Annotated in this window: 13 protein-coding genes; all 13 read right to left on the minus strand. The window is 55.9% G+C overall.

Annotated features, from left to right (window positions below; genetic code table 11):
* Positions 1-130 precede the first annotated feature (130 nt).
* Complete coding sequence (gene galF / locus BFV64_RS14710) at positions 131-1,030, minus strand: GalU regulator GalF (RefSeq protein ID WP_014884491.1); 900 nt, start codon at positions 1,028-1,030, stop codon at positions 131-133.
* 176 nt (positions 1,031-1,206) lie between these two features.
* Positions 1,207-2,598: a colanic acid biosynthesis protein WcaM gene (wcaM, locus tag BFV64_RS14715; protein WP_045135109.1), complete on the minus strand. Its 1,392-nt coding sequence runs from the start codon at positions 2,596-2,598 to the stop codon at positions 1,207-1,209.
* Positions 2,599-2,610: 12 nt separating this feature from the next.
* On the minus strand, positions 2,611-3,831 hold the full coding sequence (wcaL, locus tag BFV64_RS14720) for a colanic acid biosynthesis glycosyltransferase WcaL (RefSeq protein ID WP_023330877.1): 1,221 nt from the start codon (positions 3,829-3,831) through the stop codon (positions 2,611-2,613).
* On the minus strand, positions 3,828-5,108 hold the full coding sequence (gene wcaK, locus BFV64_RS14725; protein ID WP_023330878.1) for a colanic acid biosynthesis pyruvyl transferase WcaK: 1,281 nt from the start codon (positions 5,106-5,108) through the stop codon (positions 3,828-3,830). The genes wcaL and wcaK overlap by 4 nt, the downstream gene beginning before the upstream one ends.
* Before the next feature lie 17 nt (positions 5,109-5,125).
* A complete protein-coding gene (gene wzxC, locus BFV64_RS14730) occupies positions 5,126-6,604 on the minus strand; it encodes a colanic acid undecaprenyl disphosphate flippase WzxC (RefSeq protein WP_014884495.1) in 1,479 nt (492 codons plus the stop codon).
* Between the two features lies 1 nt (position 6,605).
* Positions 6,606-8,000 (minus strand): undecaprenyl-phosphate glucose phosphotransferase, encoded by a 1,395-nt coding sequence (gene wcaJ, locus BFV64_RS14735; protein ID WP_014884496.1) that lies wholly within the window; start codon positions 7,998-8,000, stop codon positions 6,606-6,608.
* A 45-nt stretch (positions 8,001-8,045) separates the two neighbouring features.
* On the minus strand, positions 8,046-9,416 hold the full coding sequence (gene cpsG, locus BFV64_RS14740; protein WP_032636056.1) for a colanic acid biosynthesis phosphomannomutase CpsG: 1,371 nt from the start codon (positions 9,414-9,416) through the stop codon (positions 8,046-8,048).
* A gap of 111 nt (positions 9,417-9,527) precedes the next feature.
* On the minus strand, positions 9,528-10,964 hold the full coding sequence (cpsB, locus tag BFV64_RS14745; RefSeq protein WP_014884498.1) for a mannose-1-phosphate guanyltransferase: 1,437 nt from the start codon (positions 10,962-10,964) through the stop codon (positions 9,528-9,530).
* A gap of 3 nt (positions 10,965-10,967) precedes the next feature.
* Positions 10,968-12,191: a colanic acid biosynthesis fucosyltransferase WcaI gene (gene wcaI, locus BFV64_RS14750; RefSeq protein WP_045135110.1), complete on the minus strand. Its 1,224-nt coding sequence runs from the start codon at positions 12,189-12,191 to the stop codon at positions 10,968-10,970.
* Positions 12,188-12,667, minus strand: a complete 480-nt coding sequence (locus BFV64_RS14755) for a GDP-mannose mannosyl hydrolase (protein WP_045135111.1) — start codon at positions 12,665-12,667, stop codon at positions 12,188-12,190. The genes wcaI and BFV64_RS14755 overlap by 4 nt, the downstream gene beginning before the upstream one ends.
* A gap of 2 nt (positions 12,668-12,669) precedes the next feature.
* The gene (fcl, locus tag BFV64_RS14760) at positions 12,670-13,635 is read right to left on the minus strand and encodes a GDP-L-fucose synthase (protein ID WP_014884501.1); all 966 of its coding nucleotides are present in this window, start codon (positions 13,633-13,635) and stop codon (positions 12,670-12,672) included.
* Positions 13,636-13,637: 2 nt separating this feature from the next.
* On the minus strand, positions 13,638-14,759 hold the full coding sequence (gmd, locus tag BFV64_RS14765; RefSeq protein ID WP_014884502.1) for a GDP-mannose 4,6-dehydratase: 1,122 nt from the start codon (positions 14,757-14,759) through the stop codon (positions 13,638-13,640).
* A 24-nt stretch (positions 14,760-14,783) separates the two neighbouring features.
* A complete protein-coding gene (gene wcaF / locus BFV64_RS14770) occupies positions 14,784-15,332 on the minus strand; it encodes a colanic acid biosynthesis acetyltransferase WcaF (protein WP_023330881.1) in 549 nt (182 codons plus the stop codon).

Raw genomic sequence — 15,332 nt, forward strand, 5'->3', positions numbered from 1 at the left:
TGAATAATAAGTTTTTGGGCTGCTGTTTCGCCAGAAACTGAAATCAAATTTATTGGGTTTATATAAGACAAAAGACCACACTGATATTTCAGGGTAGTCTCCTGTTTTACTGGACTATCAAAGCTGACAATCAGTCATGCGTATCTAGCAGCTTTTTAATGGTCTCGCGGAACTTATGGCCCTCTTTGAGGTTACGCAGCCCATAGTTCACAAACGCCTGCATATACCCCATTTTCTTACCGCAGTCATAGCTGTCACCCGTCATCAGCATGGCATCCACAGACTGCTTCTTCGCCAGTTCGGCAATCGCGTCAGTCAGCTGAATACGGTCCCAGGCGCCTGGCTCGGTTTTCTCCAGTTCCGCCCAGATATCGGCATTCAGAACATAACGGCCCACCGCCATCAGGTCGGAGTCCAGCGTCTGCGGCTGATCCGGCTTTTCGATGAACTCAACGATGCGGCTCACCTGCCCTTCCGTCTCCAGCGCTTCTTTCGTCTGAATCACAGAGTACTCAGAGAGATCGCCCTTCATGCGTTTTGCCAGTACCTGGCTGCGACCGGTTTCGTTGAAACGCGCCACCATGGCCGCCAGGTTGTAGCGCAGCGGATCGGCAGACGCGGTATCAATGATGATGTCCGGAAGAACAACGATGAACGGGTTATCACCGACAACCGGACGGGCACACAGGATGGAGTGGCCCAGCCCCAGCGGCTGCGCCTGGCGCACGTTCATGATGGTCACGCCAGGTGGACAAATAGATTGCACTTCCGCCAGCAGCTGGCGTTTGACGCGCTGCTCAAGCAACGCTTCGAGTTCGTAAGAGGTGTCGAAGTGGTTTTCAACCGCATTCTTGGACGAGTGCGTAACCAGGACGATTTCTTTGATCCCTGCAGCAACAATCTCGTCGACGATGTATTGAATCATCGGTTTGTCGACGATCGGCAGCATTTCTTTAGGAATGGCTTTTGTGGCTGGCAACATATGCATGCCCAGGCCTGCTACCGGAATGACTGCTTTCAAATTAATCATTATTTCTTCCACCTTAAAATGGTTGACGAATTATAGCTCTTAAACCTGTTTTCGCCAGCATGATTTGCCGTAATCCTGAGGTAATGTTACGCCTCAGCATCACAAATTTCTGTAGTTGTAATCTGATTCGATCGCGCTTTTGTGCCAGGAATAGTCTCAAAACAGACGATCGTCGATTATTTGCGCGGAAGTGCAAAGTTCAGCCTTTCCACATTCACCACCTGCTGGTCCACTCGGTCAATATCCACCGAGCTCTGCCCCTTCTCATTCACCGCTTTTATGTTCGCCAGTGACAGCAGGGTCTCATCTTTGGCCATAAATTTGCCCCGCACATCCTTACGTAAGTCAAAGTTTATCTTCAGCGCAGGACCGATAGCAGCCTCCTGCATCACGTTGATATTACGTAAGAACAGATGCTGCGGCTTATTGTGCAGCTCAAGCGTCGCGCGCTTCATCTCGACGTTGGTGATCGCCACAAAGGAGGTGGCATTGCCGGATGATATTTGGATTCCGCGCAGCTTATACGCAAGCTGGCGATTATCCAGATGAATATTGTTTAGCTTGAAGTTCTGGGGAATGGACAAATAATCGCCTTTAATGACCCCATAGCCAATTAGCATTCCGGCACTATTGACCATATCGACATTATCAATAATGAAATTATCACAGCCATAAATAGCTACCGTGGCGTTATCTATTCCCGCCTTTTTACTGAAGTCGGGGGTAATATTTTTGGCCTTTATATTGCGGATAACAAAGTGTTTACCGTTTTCAACATGCACCAGCTGGCGACAGTTGCTGCCGGTGATGTTGGCCACCACGAAGTTCTTAACGGTCTGTTTTTCAGGATAGTCGTTGTCGTAGGTGCTCCCGGCGAGGCCAATACCGATACCCCAGTTGACCTTGCCGTTGGTGCAGTTGATGTTGTCGATGACGTGATCGGAGATTAGGATATTGCGGTCATTGATCGCCACATTCCACTCAATCGCATCGCCCTGCAGGTGGCTGAATTTGCTGTTGGTAATACGGGCCCCATCGATCTGGTTATGAAAACCCTGACGCAGGATAGCGTAGTTAGCATGGCTCACGCTGATATTATCAATCAGCAAATTGCGCATCACTTTGGGTTTCTTACCGCCAATGTAGATCTGCGTTACCGGGCCAAACCCACTCATTGCCAGCCCTTTAATCACACAATCTGAGCCACGAACGTCGAGCGTAATGTTTTCCGTGCGCCCTGCCCCTTCGCCAATGACCTTGCAGCCTTCCTGCAGAACAAAGCGGCCGCGCCCGTTGCCGGTTAACGCCCCGCGGATCAGCAGCGTTTTACCGTCAGGAATGAAAATGCCCGTATTGATGTTTTCGCAGGTGAGTCCCGCCGGGACAACGACGATGTCACCTTCTTTAAACGCCTGCTTAAAGGCAGCGATCCAGTCGTTGTTATTGTACTGATTAACAGAGACCGTCTTTCCGCCTGCCGCCCGCGCGAGGCGGGACGACAGCAGCGGCGTGGCCGCCAGAACGGACAGAGAAGAGACAAAAGTGCGTCGGGTAATCTTTTTCAGCATACAACCTCGGCGTTACAGCGTTTGCAGCAGGCTCGCTAACTGGCGATTTATTACCTGCTGGTTAAAATCGGTTTCTACTTTTTGTCTGGCATTGTGAAGCACGGGCTCCAGCGCCTGCTGGTCGATGTCGCTGAAGGCCGCTAACCGATCAGCAAGGGCCATCGCGTTATTCTCCGGCACCAGCCAGCCGGAATGGTCAGATTTAATCAGCTCCGGGATCCCGCTGTGCAGGGTCGATACCACCGGAATACCCACGGCCATCGCCTCCATCAGCGCCACCGGAATGCCTTCCATGTCACCATCGGCGCCCGTCACGGAGGGCAGCAGGAACACGTCCGCCTCATCGAGCATGGCCTTAACTTCATGGCTCGGCTTAAAGCCCGGCATCTCCACGACATCGTCCAGCTGATACTGTTCGATAAGCGTGCGCAGACGACGTTCCCACGGCCCAATGCCGAGAATGCGATAGTGGAACGCCACCCCGCGTGCTTTTAGCTGACGGCAGGCCTCAATGGCCACATGCAGACCTTTCTTTTCGGTCAGACGCGCCACAGAGATGATCTGTAGCGGTTTTCCCGGCACCTTCACCGGACGACGCGTAAAGCGCGTTAAATCGACGCCCATGCGCGAAACGGCAATCTTCTCACCCGGGCAGCCCATACTTTTCAGGCGTCCGGCCCACAGGTCGCTGATGGGCAGCATCATGTCACCGCGGCGGAAAAGCTGCTGATACTCTGGCGTATAGTGGTTCAACACTTCACGGCTTGAGATGTCGATTCCGTGGAAAATAGTCGCAATCTTGCCGTCTATTACCCCCAGTTCGCGCAGCTTCGCGGCAGTGACACCCGCCGGGCCGAAGTGGGCGATAAACACATCGGCACGATACGGCTGCGCCGTTTGCCCGCAGATGGCCGACAGGATCAGATTGCGAGATTCGGACCCGTAGCGGGAAACATTCAGCGCCCGCCAGGTCTGCGGCCGATGGATCCCGCGTAAGGTCTGGCTGGCCCGGTGGCGCAGCTTGCTCAACTTCCCGGAAGGCTCATCCTGCAGCCAGCGGGTTTTCGCCTCCAGCCCATACTGGGTATAGGCCGCATGGGTGTTTTGGGTATCGCCCTTTTGCAGGGCGATAATCTCCACGTCATATCCCATATCGATAAACGCGGTAATTTGGTTCAGCACAAAGGTCTCGGACGACAGCGGAAATTTCAGTAAGAAGAAACCAACCTTCATTTCCCCTCCCGTACGCGGTCGAGTACCGATTTCACCATGCCAATGCCCTTCTCGCGCTCGGCTTTCACCGCCACGGCCAGCCGTTCGTTGATGGCGGGCAGTTGACCCAGCGTGTCCCCCACCATCGCACCAAGCGAACCATCCAGCAGATGACGGATATCCACGGCCATTTCCGGCATGCCAAGCTGCTGCATAATCCCGGCGGATTTGTGTTCGTAGTTAATTGCGATGGCCGGCGTACCGAAGTTCATGGAGATTATGGCCGAATGCAGGCGGGTGCCGACGGTCAGGTCACAGGCGCCGAGCAGCTTGCCCATTTCAAGGTCGTTCAGCTCATCCATCACAACGTGATAACGGGACGGATCGTTAACCAGGTTGCGCAGGTTCAGCGCCACCATGCGGTCATCTTTGTTGTAGCTGTCGATGCCGGTACAGGTAGAAAGCGCCAGTACCTGATAACCGCTGTCCAGCACGCGGTTCACCACGTCGGCAAAGGCTTTCTCATACGCCGCCTGGGTGGTGCCTAGCCGTTTATCAAAGGGAGCCAGTTCACGCAGCGTGATGGCGACCGTTTTTTGTTTTGCCGCCACGTCCAGCCAGTGCTGTACCGCGTAGCTTGCCTGGAAGCTGTCATCCTGATGATCCACCAGCCAGGCGGTGTCCACGCCGTGTTCTACTTTAGACGTGTCAATTTCGCTGCGCTTCATCATATCCAGACTCACCGACTCACGCAGGATCAGCGCGTCGCAGTGCCCAAAGACATAGTTCGCCAGCTGGTTAAACTGCGGATCCTGGAAAGGTCCGACGCTGTGGCCAATCATAAACAACGGCTTTTTGGCCATAAACGTGCAGAGCGCATGTTCAAACTGCGGTACGCCGTAGAGATCGACGAAGAACGAACCGCCAACCTGAATAATCGCGTCGTAGCCGGACAGCAGCCGCACGAAATCGGTGAATCCCTGCGCAATCGCAATGTTGCGCAGCTTGCCGGTATCCGTCACGCGGGAAAGCAGCACCTGGTGCTGGTAGCGACGACGCAGGACTTTCTTGACCCGCCCCATCACGCCTGCGGCGTTGTTATGCTGTTTCATCTGGCTGTAGAGCGGGTCGCCCATTACCGGGCGGTTCAGTAACCAGGATGAGCTGACCGGATAACGGCTCATCACGTCCACTTCGGTCTCAGGCTTAAGGGTGTTAATTGCATCCAGTAAACCGCGCAGGATGGCGCTGTCGCCACGGTTGCCGCAGGTATGGTTGCCAAGAATTAATAATTTCATAATGGCCTCTTAAATAACTAGCCTGCGCGAAGCAGCGTTTTCATTTTTTCGTTACGGCAAAACTGGCGCTTCATTTCGACCACCAGCGCATTGCGTGACAGCACAATCATCACGCCAAATGCCAGCGCGCCGGCGGCCACCTGCACCGCCAGCAGTGCGGCCAGCGGCAGATGGCCGCGAAGGATAATGCCCAGACCGTAGCTCACAGCCAGGGTCGGCAGTGAGAGGTAAAACGGCAGCCACAGACTCAAAATGTACTGACGGTAGCTGGAGCCCAGCACCGGCTTAATCATGATGAAGTAGCTCAGAACGGTATTGACTACCTGCACCAGCAGGAAGCCCAGCGTGACGCCGATGGCGCCCGCCATATGGCCACCGACGATAATTGCCGGAATAAACAGGAAGGTTTTGAACACGTTGAACTTGAAGCTGATATCCACCCGCGCCTTCGCCATCAGCAGCGAACCAATCGGATTCCCCACGGAGCGCAGCAGCCCCACCACGCAGAGCAATTGCAGGATCGGGATAATGCCGTTCCACTTCTCGCCAAACACCAGCGGTACGAAGTTGCTCGAAACCACCATCAGCCCCAGCAGCACCGGGAAGTTGATGATCCCTACCACGGACAGCAGCTTGTAAAAATTAACGCGCAGCTTTTCGGTATCGTCCTGAATCTTGGCAAACGCCGGGAACAGGACGCGGGTGATAATCGGGTTCAGCTTCATCGGCGGCACCACCGCGACGTTGTAGGCCAGGTTGTAGCCCCCCGCGACGCTCGCCCCAAGAATGCGTGCCAGCACCAGCGTTGAGAGGTTGGTATTCACGTAGTTAATAATGCTGTCCGCCGTCAGCCACGCGCCAAAGCGCAGGTTAGACGAGACGGACGCGAGAGAGAAATGCAGCCCCGGGCGATAAATTTTGCGGCCAAAATAGCCAAACAGCAGCGTACGCACGGCGGAGTTGACCAGGTAACCGAGGATGGCCGTCATCGCCAGCGGCCAGAAATGGGCGCTGACCACGGTGAAGGTAAAGCCCGCCAGCACGGCGCTGGTTTCGATCATGCCGATTTTGTTGAACTCCAGCTCTTTCTGCATCAGCGCGCGGAACTGCTGCCCGTGTGGGATCACCACGAAGGCAAAGGACAATGTGCGCATCAGCGGGGCGAGATCCGGGTTGTGCAGCACGCTGGCGATAGTACCGCTCAGCAGAAAGACCAGCACAAACACGAAAATACCCAGCCCCACATTCAGCCAGTAGAGCGTGGTCAGCTCCAGATGGCTGATCTCTTTACGCTGGATAATCGAGTTGGCGATACCAAAGTCCGACAGCGTGTCGGCCAGCGCAATAATCACCAGCGAGACGGTCAGCAGGCCGAACTGGTGATTATCAATAATGCGCGCCAGCACCGTCATCTGCACCAGGCCGAGGCCAATGATGACGATGGTCGCCATCGCTGACCACTTGGCGCCGCTGATGGTTTTTTCACGTAAGCTCATCTTAGTACGCCGCTTTGTTCACGAAGCCTTTGAAAATGGTCAGAAAAACAATCTTGATATCGAACCAGAGGCTCCACTCGCGGATGTACTCCAGATCGAACTCGATGCGTTTTTCCATTTTTTCCAGCGTGTCGGTTTCACCGCGCCAGCCGTTGATCTGTGCCCAGCCGGTGATGCCCGGCTTCACCTTATGGCGCAGCATGTAGCCTTCAATCAGCGAGCGGTACTGCTCGTTGTGCGCCACGGCGTGCGGACGGGGGCCAACAATCGACATGCCGCCGGTAAAGACATTGATAAACTGCGGCAGCTCGTCCAGCGAGGTGCGACGCAGGAAGTTACCTACTCGGGTGACGCGCGGATCGTTCTGCGTCGCCTGGGTGACCACCTTGTCGTTCTCCATCACCTTCATAGAGCGGAATTTCCAGACCATGATCGGCTTACCGTCCATGCCGTAGCGGGTCTGACGGAAAATGACCGGGCCGGGGGAGCTCAGCTTCACCGCCAGAGCGATGCAGCACAGTACCGGGGAGATGAGGAGTAAAATCAGCGAAGAGAGCACAATATCTTCCACGCGCTTGAGCACGCGGTTAATGCCCGACAACGGCGTATCGTACAGCGGTACCACCGGCACGCCGTTCACCTCTTCAATACGGGAATGCAGAATGTTGAAGGTAAACACATCCGGGATGAGGATCACCGAGCAGGTGGTATCCGCCAGTTCACGCATCAGCTGCTTAATGCGGGATTCGTCTTTCATCTGCATGGCGATATAAACGTTGTGAATTTTTCCGGCTTTCGCGTCTTCAATCAGCTGGACGTAATTCCCCGCCCAGTCCGACGGCACGCCGCCCGGTTTCGCGTCGTGATAAATACCCACCACTTCAAACCCTAACCACGGCTCTTTGCGGAAGCTCTCGAGCAGAACCCTTCCAACCGGTAAATCCCCTGCTACCGCCACAAAGCGACGGTTATAGCCGCGGTTACGCAGCCAGCCCGCGCCAAAGCGGATCAGGGAGCGGCACACCACCATGCCGACGCTGGTCAGCAGATACCAGCTGAGATAGGTCACGAGGCGATTATCGAAATCATGGCTGAACGCTACCAGGCCCGCGCTGAAGATCAGACTCAGGGTCCAGTTCTGCAGCAACAGCATCAGTTCGGTAGTCATTTTCACGCCGCGCCACGAGCGGTAGAAATCGGTCATTCCGCCGATCATCTGAAACACGACCAACGCAATCAGCGCCATCAGCAGATGCATATATAAAAACGGCAGCCCGCCGATCCGACACACCGCCCACAGTCCGCCGACCATGATGGTGATATCAGAAAAACGCTGCACCATAGAGATTAACGATGCATTCGTTCTCGCTCGTTCGCGTTTTTTTAGATTCGTCATCGTTGTTCCTGTATTCGGTTTCCCCTCCTCCCGGAGGGGCAATTGTTACTGATTCAACAGCGCCAGAATGTCCTTCGTTCGGGCTTCCATCAGCGCCGTATCCGCGCGGGATTCCACGTTCAGGCGCACCACCGGCTCGGTATTGGAGGAGCGCAGGTTAAAGCGCCACTGTGGAAACGCCATGCTGATGCCGTCGGTGCGGTCAACTTCCAGCGCGTGAATGGCAAAGTGTTGCTCCACACGGGCAATCGCCTCGGCGGGCTGCGCCAGCTTGCTGTTGATCTCCCCGCTCGCCGGGAACGCCGCCATGCGGTCGCGCACCAGCTCACCCAGCGTTTTCCCTTTCAGACACAGGAGTTCAGTCACCAGCAGCCACGGGATCATCCCGCTGTCGCAGTAGGCAAAATCACGGAAGTAGTGGTGGGCGCTCATCTCGCCGCCGTAGATAGCGTCTTCTTCACGCATGCGCTCTTTGATAAAGGCGTGACCGGTTTTGGACATCACCGGCGTGCCGCCTGCCGCTGACACCACATCGACGGTGTTCCAGGAAAGACGCGGGTCATGAATGATTTTCGCACCCGGGTTTTTCTCAAGGAACGCTTCCGCCAGCAGGCCGACAATGTAGTAGCCCTCGATGAACTGCCCTTTCTCGTCGAACAGGAAGCAGCGGTCGAAATCGCCGTCAAAGGCAATGCCCATATCCGCGCCGTGCTCAATCACCGCGTTACGGGTGTCGTCGCGGCACTCCGGCAGCAGCGGGTTAGGAATACCGTTCGGGAAGTTGCCGTCCGGGGTGTTGTGCACTTTGATGAAGGTCACCGGCACGTTCAGCGCTTTAAAGCGAGCTTCCAGGGCATCCACCACCGGGCCGGCCGCGCCGTTACCGGAGTTGATGACCAGCTTCAGTGGCTTGAGGTTCGCCACGTTGATGTAGCCCAGCAGGTGATCGATATACTCTTTTTGCAGGTTGATTTGCTTATAGCTGCCGCGTTTCGCGTCGTTCACTGGCGGGAAATCGTTGGCTTCCGCCAGACGCTGCACGTCGCGCAGGCCGGTGTCGCCGCTGATAGGACGCGCACCTTTGCGCACCAGCTTCATGCCGTTGTAGTCCATCGGGTTGTGGCTGGCGGTCACTTCAATACCGCCGTCCACGCCCAGGTGGAAGGTGGCAAAGTAAATCTCTTCGGTCCCGGAAAGTCCGATATCCAGCACGTCCACGCCCGCGTCCTGCAACCCTTTCGCCAGCGCCAGCTTCAGGGATTCACTGGTCAGACGCACGTCGCCGCCCAGCACGATGGTCTGCGGCTTCAGGTATTCGCCATAGGCGCGGCCAATGCGCCACGCGATATCTTCATTCAGCTCTTCGCCCAGCTTGCCGCGAATATCGTAGGCTTTAAAACAGGTTAATTTTTCCATGATGACCCCTTTTTCAGGCAACAGTCGGCCCTGACCACTAAATGGCCAAATTGATTTTTTTGTCATTCGTAGGCCCGGTAAGCTCAGCGCCACCGGGCATATTGCAGAGTGCTACACCCGGCCGTAGCGATCCTGGAAGCGCACGATATCGTCCTCTTCCAGATACGAGCCGGAACGCACCTCAATTAAATCGAGAGGAATTTTCCCCGGGTTCTCCAGACAGTGCGTGGCCCCCAGCGGAATATAGATGGACTCGTTTTCACCCAGCAGTTTGACTTCGCCGTCGATGGTGACTTTAGCCGTGCCTGCCACCACGACCCAGTGCTCGGCGCGGTGATGGTGCATCTGCACAGACAGCCCTTCGCCCGGCTTCACGGTAATGCGTTTCACCTGATAACGCTCACCTGCATCGATGGAGTCATATTTGCCCCACGGACGGTACACTTCGCGGTGAATGTGGTGTTCGTGTCGGCCATCGGCCTTGATTTGCTCGACCACTTTTTTAACGTCCTGCACGGCGTTACGGTCGGCAATCAGCACGGCGTCTTTGGTCTGGACAACCACCAGATCTTTCACCCCGACCGTGGTCACCAGGCCGGACTCGGCGTAGACGTAGCTGTTTTCCGTTTTGTGGCTAATGACATCGCCGTGATGGACGTTACCCTCCGGGGTATGGGCGCTGATCTCCCACAGGGAGGACCAGGAGCCCACATCGCTCCAGCCCGCATCCATCGGAACCACAACGGCGTCGGCCGTGCGTTCCATCACCGCATAGTCAATGGACTCTTCCGGGCAGGCGAGGAACGCCTCCTCATCCACGCGGATGAAGTCGAGATCCGGGTCCACCACTGCCATCGCCTTCTCACAGGCATTCAGAATATCCGGACGGTATTTGCGCAGCTCTTCCAGATAGCGCCCGGCACGGAACAGGAACATCCCACTGTTCCAGTAGTACTCACCGCTGGCGACGTAGGCCTGAGCGGTTTCCAGATTCGGTTTTTCGACAAACTGCGCCACATCAAACGCCACGCTGTCGCCTTCGCCAGGCGTCACATTACCGCGGCGAATATAGCCATAGCCGGTTTCTGGCAGATCCGGCACGATGCCGAAGGTCACCAGTTTGCCGCTTTCGGCGTAAGGGATCGCTGCACGCACCGCCTCGCGGAACGCCTCTTCCTGCTGGATAACGTGGTCTGCCGCCAGCACCAGCATCAGCGGGTCACAGTCAGGACTGCTGCGTTTTGCCGCCAGCGCCGCGAGGGCGATAGCAGGCGCGGTATTACGTCCGGCAGGCTCCAGAATGATGTTTTCTGTGAGTTTATTCAGCTGGCGCAGCTGCTCGGCAACAATAAAGCGGTGCTGTTCGTTACAAATCACCACCGGGCTTTCACACTCCACACCGTGCAGACGGTTTACCGTCGTCTGCAGCATGGTGAGGTCACCCTTCAGACACAGAAATTGTTTTGGATAAAGCACGCGGGACAGTGGCCACAACCGGCTCCCGGATCCACCCGCCATTACGACCGGATACAAAGTGGTTTGACTCATGATTTATCCCCGTATATCTGCAATAAATTGACTCAGCACGTTCTCTTTCTCGAGCGTGCGTTCGGCATATTCACGTGCCACCGTGTTCACTTTTGGCATGGCAAGTGCCTGTTCAATGCCGGTGACCAGTGCCGGGACCGATTCCGGTTCGACGCACACGGCAATCCCCGGATAGCTGTCACACAGCTGGCCTAATTCAGTTTCGGCCTCTGCCGTGATCACCGCGTTGCCGCCCACCGCCAGAATATTTGTCAGCTTGGAAGGCAATACCGCATCCGCCGCGCCACGTTTTTGTACCACCAGATGGCAGTCGCCCATCTTCAGCAGCGCAGGTAACGCCTCGTAAGACTGAAGCGGGAAGAATTTCACGTTGCTCAGGCCGCGTTCGCTGACCATCTTTTCCAGCCGCGCTTTCCCGCCGCCCTGCCCGACAATCACAAACATCCACGGATGCTCGTTAAGCTGCTGAGCCGCTTCAATCACGCTTTCCAGCCCTTGCTTTTCGCCGATGTTGCCTGAGTAAAGAATGATTTTTTGGTCTTCAGGCAAACCGAGTTGGGCGCGTAGCGTCTGAGCGTCCTGCTCCGCCACGTCGCGAAAACGCGCCACTTCGGACCAGTTCGGGAAGAAGATCACCTTCCGGGCAGGTACGCCCTTCTCCTGCGCCTTGTTCATCATCGAGCGTGAGATGGTCGAAACGTAATCCACGTTATGCAGACCGCTACGCTCAAAGGCGCTGGCGAGCTTCGCCACTTTTCCACCCTTGCCTTTGCCTGCCATCCCCAGGCCCAGCATGGCGTCCACTTCATAATCCTGTATGTGCAGCAGGGTGCGTGCGCCGGAGAGTTTGCCCAGCAGGCGCATACCCGGCGTGCAAAACAGCGTCGGCACTACACCAATGATGCGATCCGGCTTCCAGCGACGCTGCGCCATCAGCGGGAAAAAACTGCTCAGGGCAAAGCTGCCGAGATGCAGTAGCCGTTTCAGCGTCGAGGGCTGCTTAGGTACATAAAGCGGGCAGCGCCAGACGGTTGCCGCCCCCTCTTCACGACGGTAGCGCCAGCTTGAGTAGCGCTCACCGACTTTCCATTCCGGGTAGTACGGCGGCGCGGTAATGACCCGCACGTCATGTCCCTGGCTCGCCATCCACTCGACCATCTCCCCGGTATATTTTCCGATACCGGTTAATTCCGGCGAGTAGTTAATTCCGTATACGAGGATTTTCATATGCCTGGCACCTCGGCCTGACGATCCGCCAGGAAATACGCCCGACTGTTGTCATGGACGTTCTCGCTTGCCAGAAGCGGCTCCGGCGCCAGCCAGCGGTAGTCGTCATGCTGAGCATCAGGCAGACGCAGGTCTGCCTGAGTCATCTTCAGGCGGAACCCCAGCACGATGTAGTGCGTGGTGAACCCGGTGCCTGAAAAGTTATCGTCATAGAAGTGCTGCCAGACCCCGTAAAACTGGCCCGCCGCCATCGGCAGCTGGAGGCCCAGTTCCGCCAGAGTGAGACGCTCAAACGCATCATGAAGCGTCTCATCCTTCTGCACGCGCCCGCCGGGCACGAACCAGAAGCCCTGTGCAGGACGGTTGGTTCGTTTCCCCAGCAAGAACTCGCCGCGCTCGTTCTCCACGATCAAATCAATCGAGATGAGCGGAGTGGAACGCACCACCGTGGCAAAATCTTCCTGACTTAAAAACATCGTTACCCCCGGAAGCGGTGCTGGTTTTCCAGGAACCACTGGTAGGTGCTGGCCAGCCCCTGCTCCAGTGATACCTCGTGATACCAGCCCAGCTGATGCAGACGGGTCACGTCCAGCAGTTTGCGCGGCGTGCCGTCCGGTTTCGTCGCGTCAAACACCACGCGGCCTTTGTAGCCCACCACCTGCGCGATGGTTTGCGCCAGCTCGCGAATGGTGCAGTCCACGCCGGTTCCCACGTTGATGTGCGACAGCATCGGCTCGGTGTTCTCCTGCCACACTTCGCGATCCAGCTCCATCACGTGAATGCTGGCGGCAGCCATGTCGTCCACGTGCAGGAATTCGCGCATCGGCGTGCCGCTGCCCCACACCACCACATCCGGTGCGTTCTCGGCGGTCGCCTCGTGGAAGCGACGCAGCAGCGCCGGGATCACGTGCGAGTTGCTCGGGTGGAAGTTGTCGTGCGGTCCGTACAGGTTGGTCGGCATCACCGAGCGATAGTCGCGGTTGTACTGACGGTTGTAAGATTCGCAGAGCTTAATCCCGGCAATCTTGGCAATCGCGTAAGGCTCGTTGGTTGCCTCCAGCGTGCCCTGCAGCAGTTCGCTTTCCGCGATCGGCTGTTTTGCCATTTTCGGGTAGATGCAGGATGAACCGAGGAACAGCAGCTTATTCACGTTGTGCAGGTGCGCCGCGTGAATGATGTTGCTCTCAATCATCATGTTCTCGTAGATGAAATCCGCCGGGTAAGTGTTGTTGGCGACAATGCCGCCCACTTTCGCCGCCGCCAGATACACCTGGTCAATGTGTTCGTTAGCAAAGAAGTCCTGCACCGCACGGCTATCGAGCAGGTTCAGCTCGTCGCGCGTGCGGACAACCACTTCTACGTCACCGCGCTGTTCCAGCTGGCGAACAATCGCGGAACCCACCATTCCGCGATGACCGGCGACAAAAATACGTTGTTTTGTCATTCTCAGGACTCCAGCGCGATGGCAACCTCGTAGCCATGAGACTTGAGCAGGGAGTGTTTTTTCGCTGCTTCAAGATCTTTGGCGACCATCTCGGAAACCATCTCCTGCAGAGTGATTTCTGGTTTCCAGCCCAGTTTCTCGTGCGCTTTGGTTGGGTCGCCCAGCAGGGTTTCCACTTCAGCAGGACGGAAGTAACGTGGGTCAACCTGAACAATGACGTCGCCTGGTTTCACGCCTGGCGCATCATGGCCGGTTACGGAAACAACGATACCTTTCTCTTCCACGCCGGTACCTTCGAAGCGTAGCTTGATGCCCAGCTGTGCAGCGGCCATCTCAACGAACTGACGTACGGAGTATTGAACGCCGGTTGCGATCACGAAGTCTTCTGGCTGTTCCTGCTGCAGCATCATCCACTGCATTTTCACGTAGTCTTTCGCATGGCCCCAGTCACGCAGGGAGTCCATGTTGCCGAGGTGCAGGCACGATTCCAGACCCTGGGCGATGTTCGCAATAGCGCGGGTGATTTTACGGGTAACGAACGTTTCACCGCGACGTGGGGATTCGTGGTTGAACAGAATACCGTTACAGGCATACATGCCGTAGGATTCACGGTAGTTCACGGTGATCCAGTAGGCGTACAGTTTTGCGACCGCATACGGAGAACGTGGGTAGAACGGCGTGGTCTCTTTCTGTGGGATTTCCTGCACCAGACCGTAAAGCTCAGAGGTAGAGGCCTGATAGAAACGGGTTTTCTTCTCCAGACCCAGGAAGCGAATCGCTTCCAGCAGACGCAGAGTACCCATGGCGTCAACGTCAGCGGTGTATTCCGGGGATTCGAAGGAGACCGCCACGTGGCTCATCGCGCCCAGGTTGTACACTTCATCCGGCTGCACTTCCTGCAGGATACGGGTCAGGTTGGAGGTATCGGTCAGGTCGCCGTAGTGCAGGTGGAATTTCGGGTTTGCCGCGTGAGGATCCTGATAAATATGATCGACACGTTCGGTGTTGAACGAAGAGGCACGACGTTTAATACCGTGTACTTCATACCCTTTTTCCAGCAGGAACTCTGCCAGATAAGAACCATCCTGCCCGGTAACGCCGGTGATGAGAGCGACTTTAGACATGTTTATATTCCTCTACTTATGAATTTAATCAGTTTCAACGCGTTCGCGTATCACCACTGCGGGGTTGCCACGGCAAACTTTATTTGCCGGTAGCGATTTAAAAACGCTGCTGCGGGCACCCACTACCGTGCCATCGCCAACAGAAACACCTGGTGCAACAAAAACATCCGTTGCCAGCCAGCATTTTTCACCAATCACAATAGGCGAAGCGGTAATATCAAAATGCTGACTCATAAAATCGTGGCTGCCGGTGCACAAATAACACTTCTGTGACACCACCGAATTTGCGCCAATCGTAATTTCGCCAAGGGTATATAACACCGCGTCATCCCCTACCCAGGCGTAATCCCCAAGCGTTAATTTCCAGGGGTAGGTAATTTTTACCGAAGGTCGAATGACTACGTTTTTTCCGATTTTTGCGCCAAACAGACGCAATAAGAATGCTCGCCAGCGGTACAATATTTGTGGTGACCAGGCAAATAACGTTGCCTGAACGGCCCACCACAGCTGCACTTTAATACCGTTGCCGCCCCGAAAGCCTTTCGGCACGGAGAAACCCTTCAAATCCTGCAT

Source organism: Enterobacter kobei, assembly GCF_001729765.1.
In the GTDB taxonomy this organism is placed as follows: domain Bacteria; phylum Pseudomonadota; class Gammaproteobacteria; order Enterobacterales; family Enterobacteriaceae; genus Enterobacter; species Enterobacter kobei.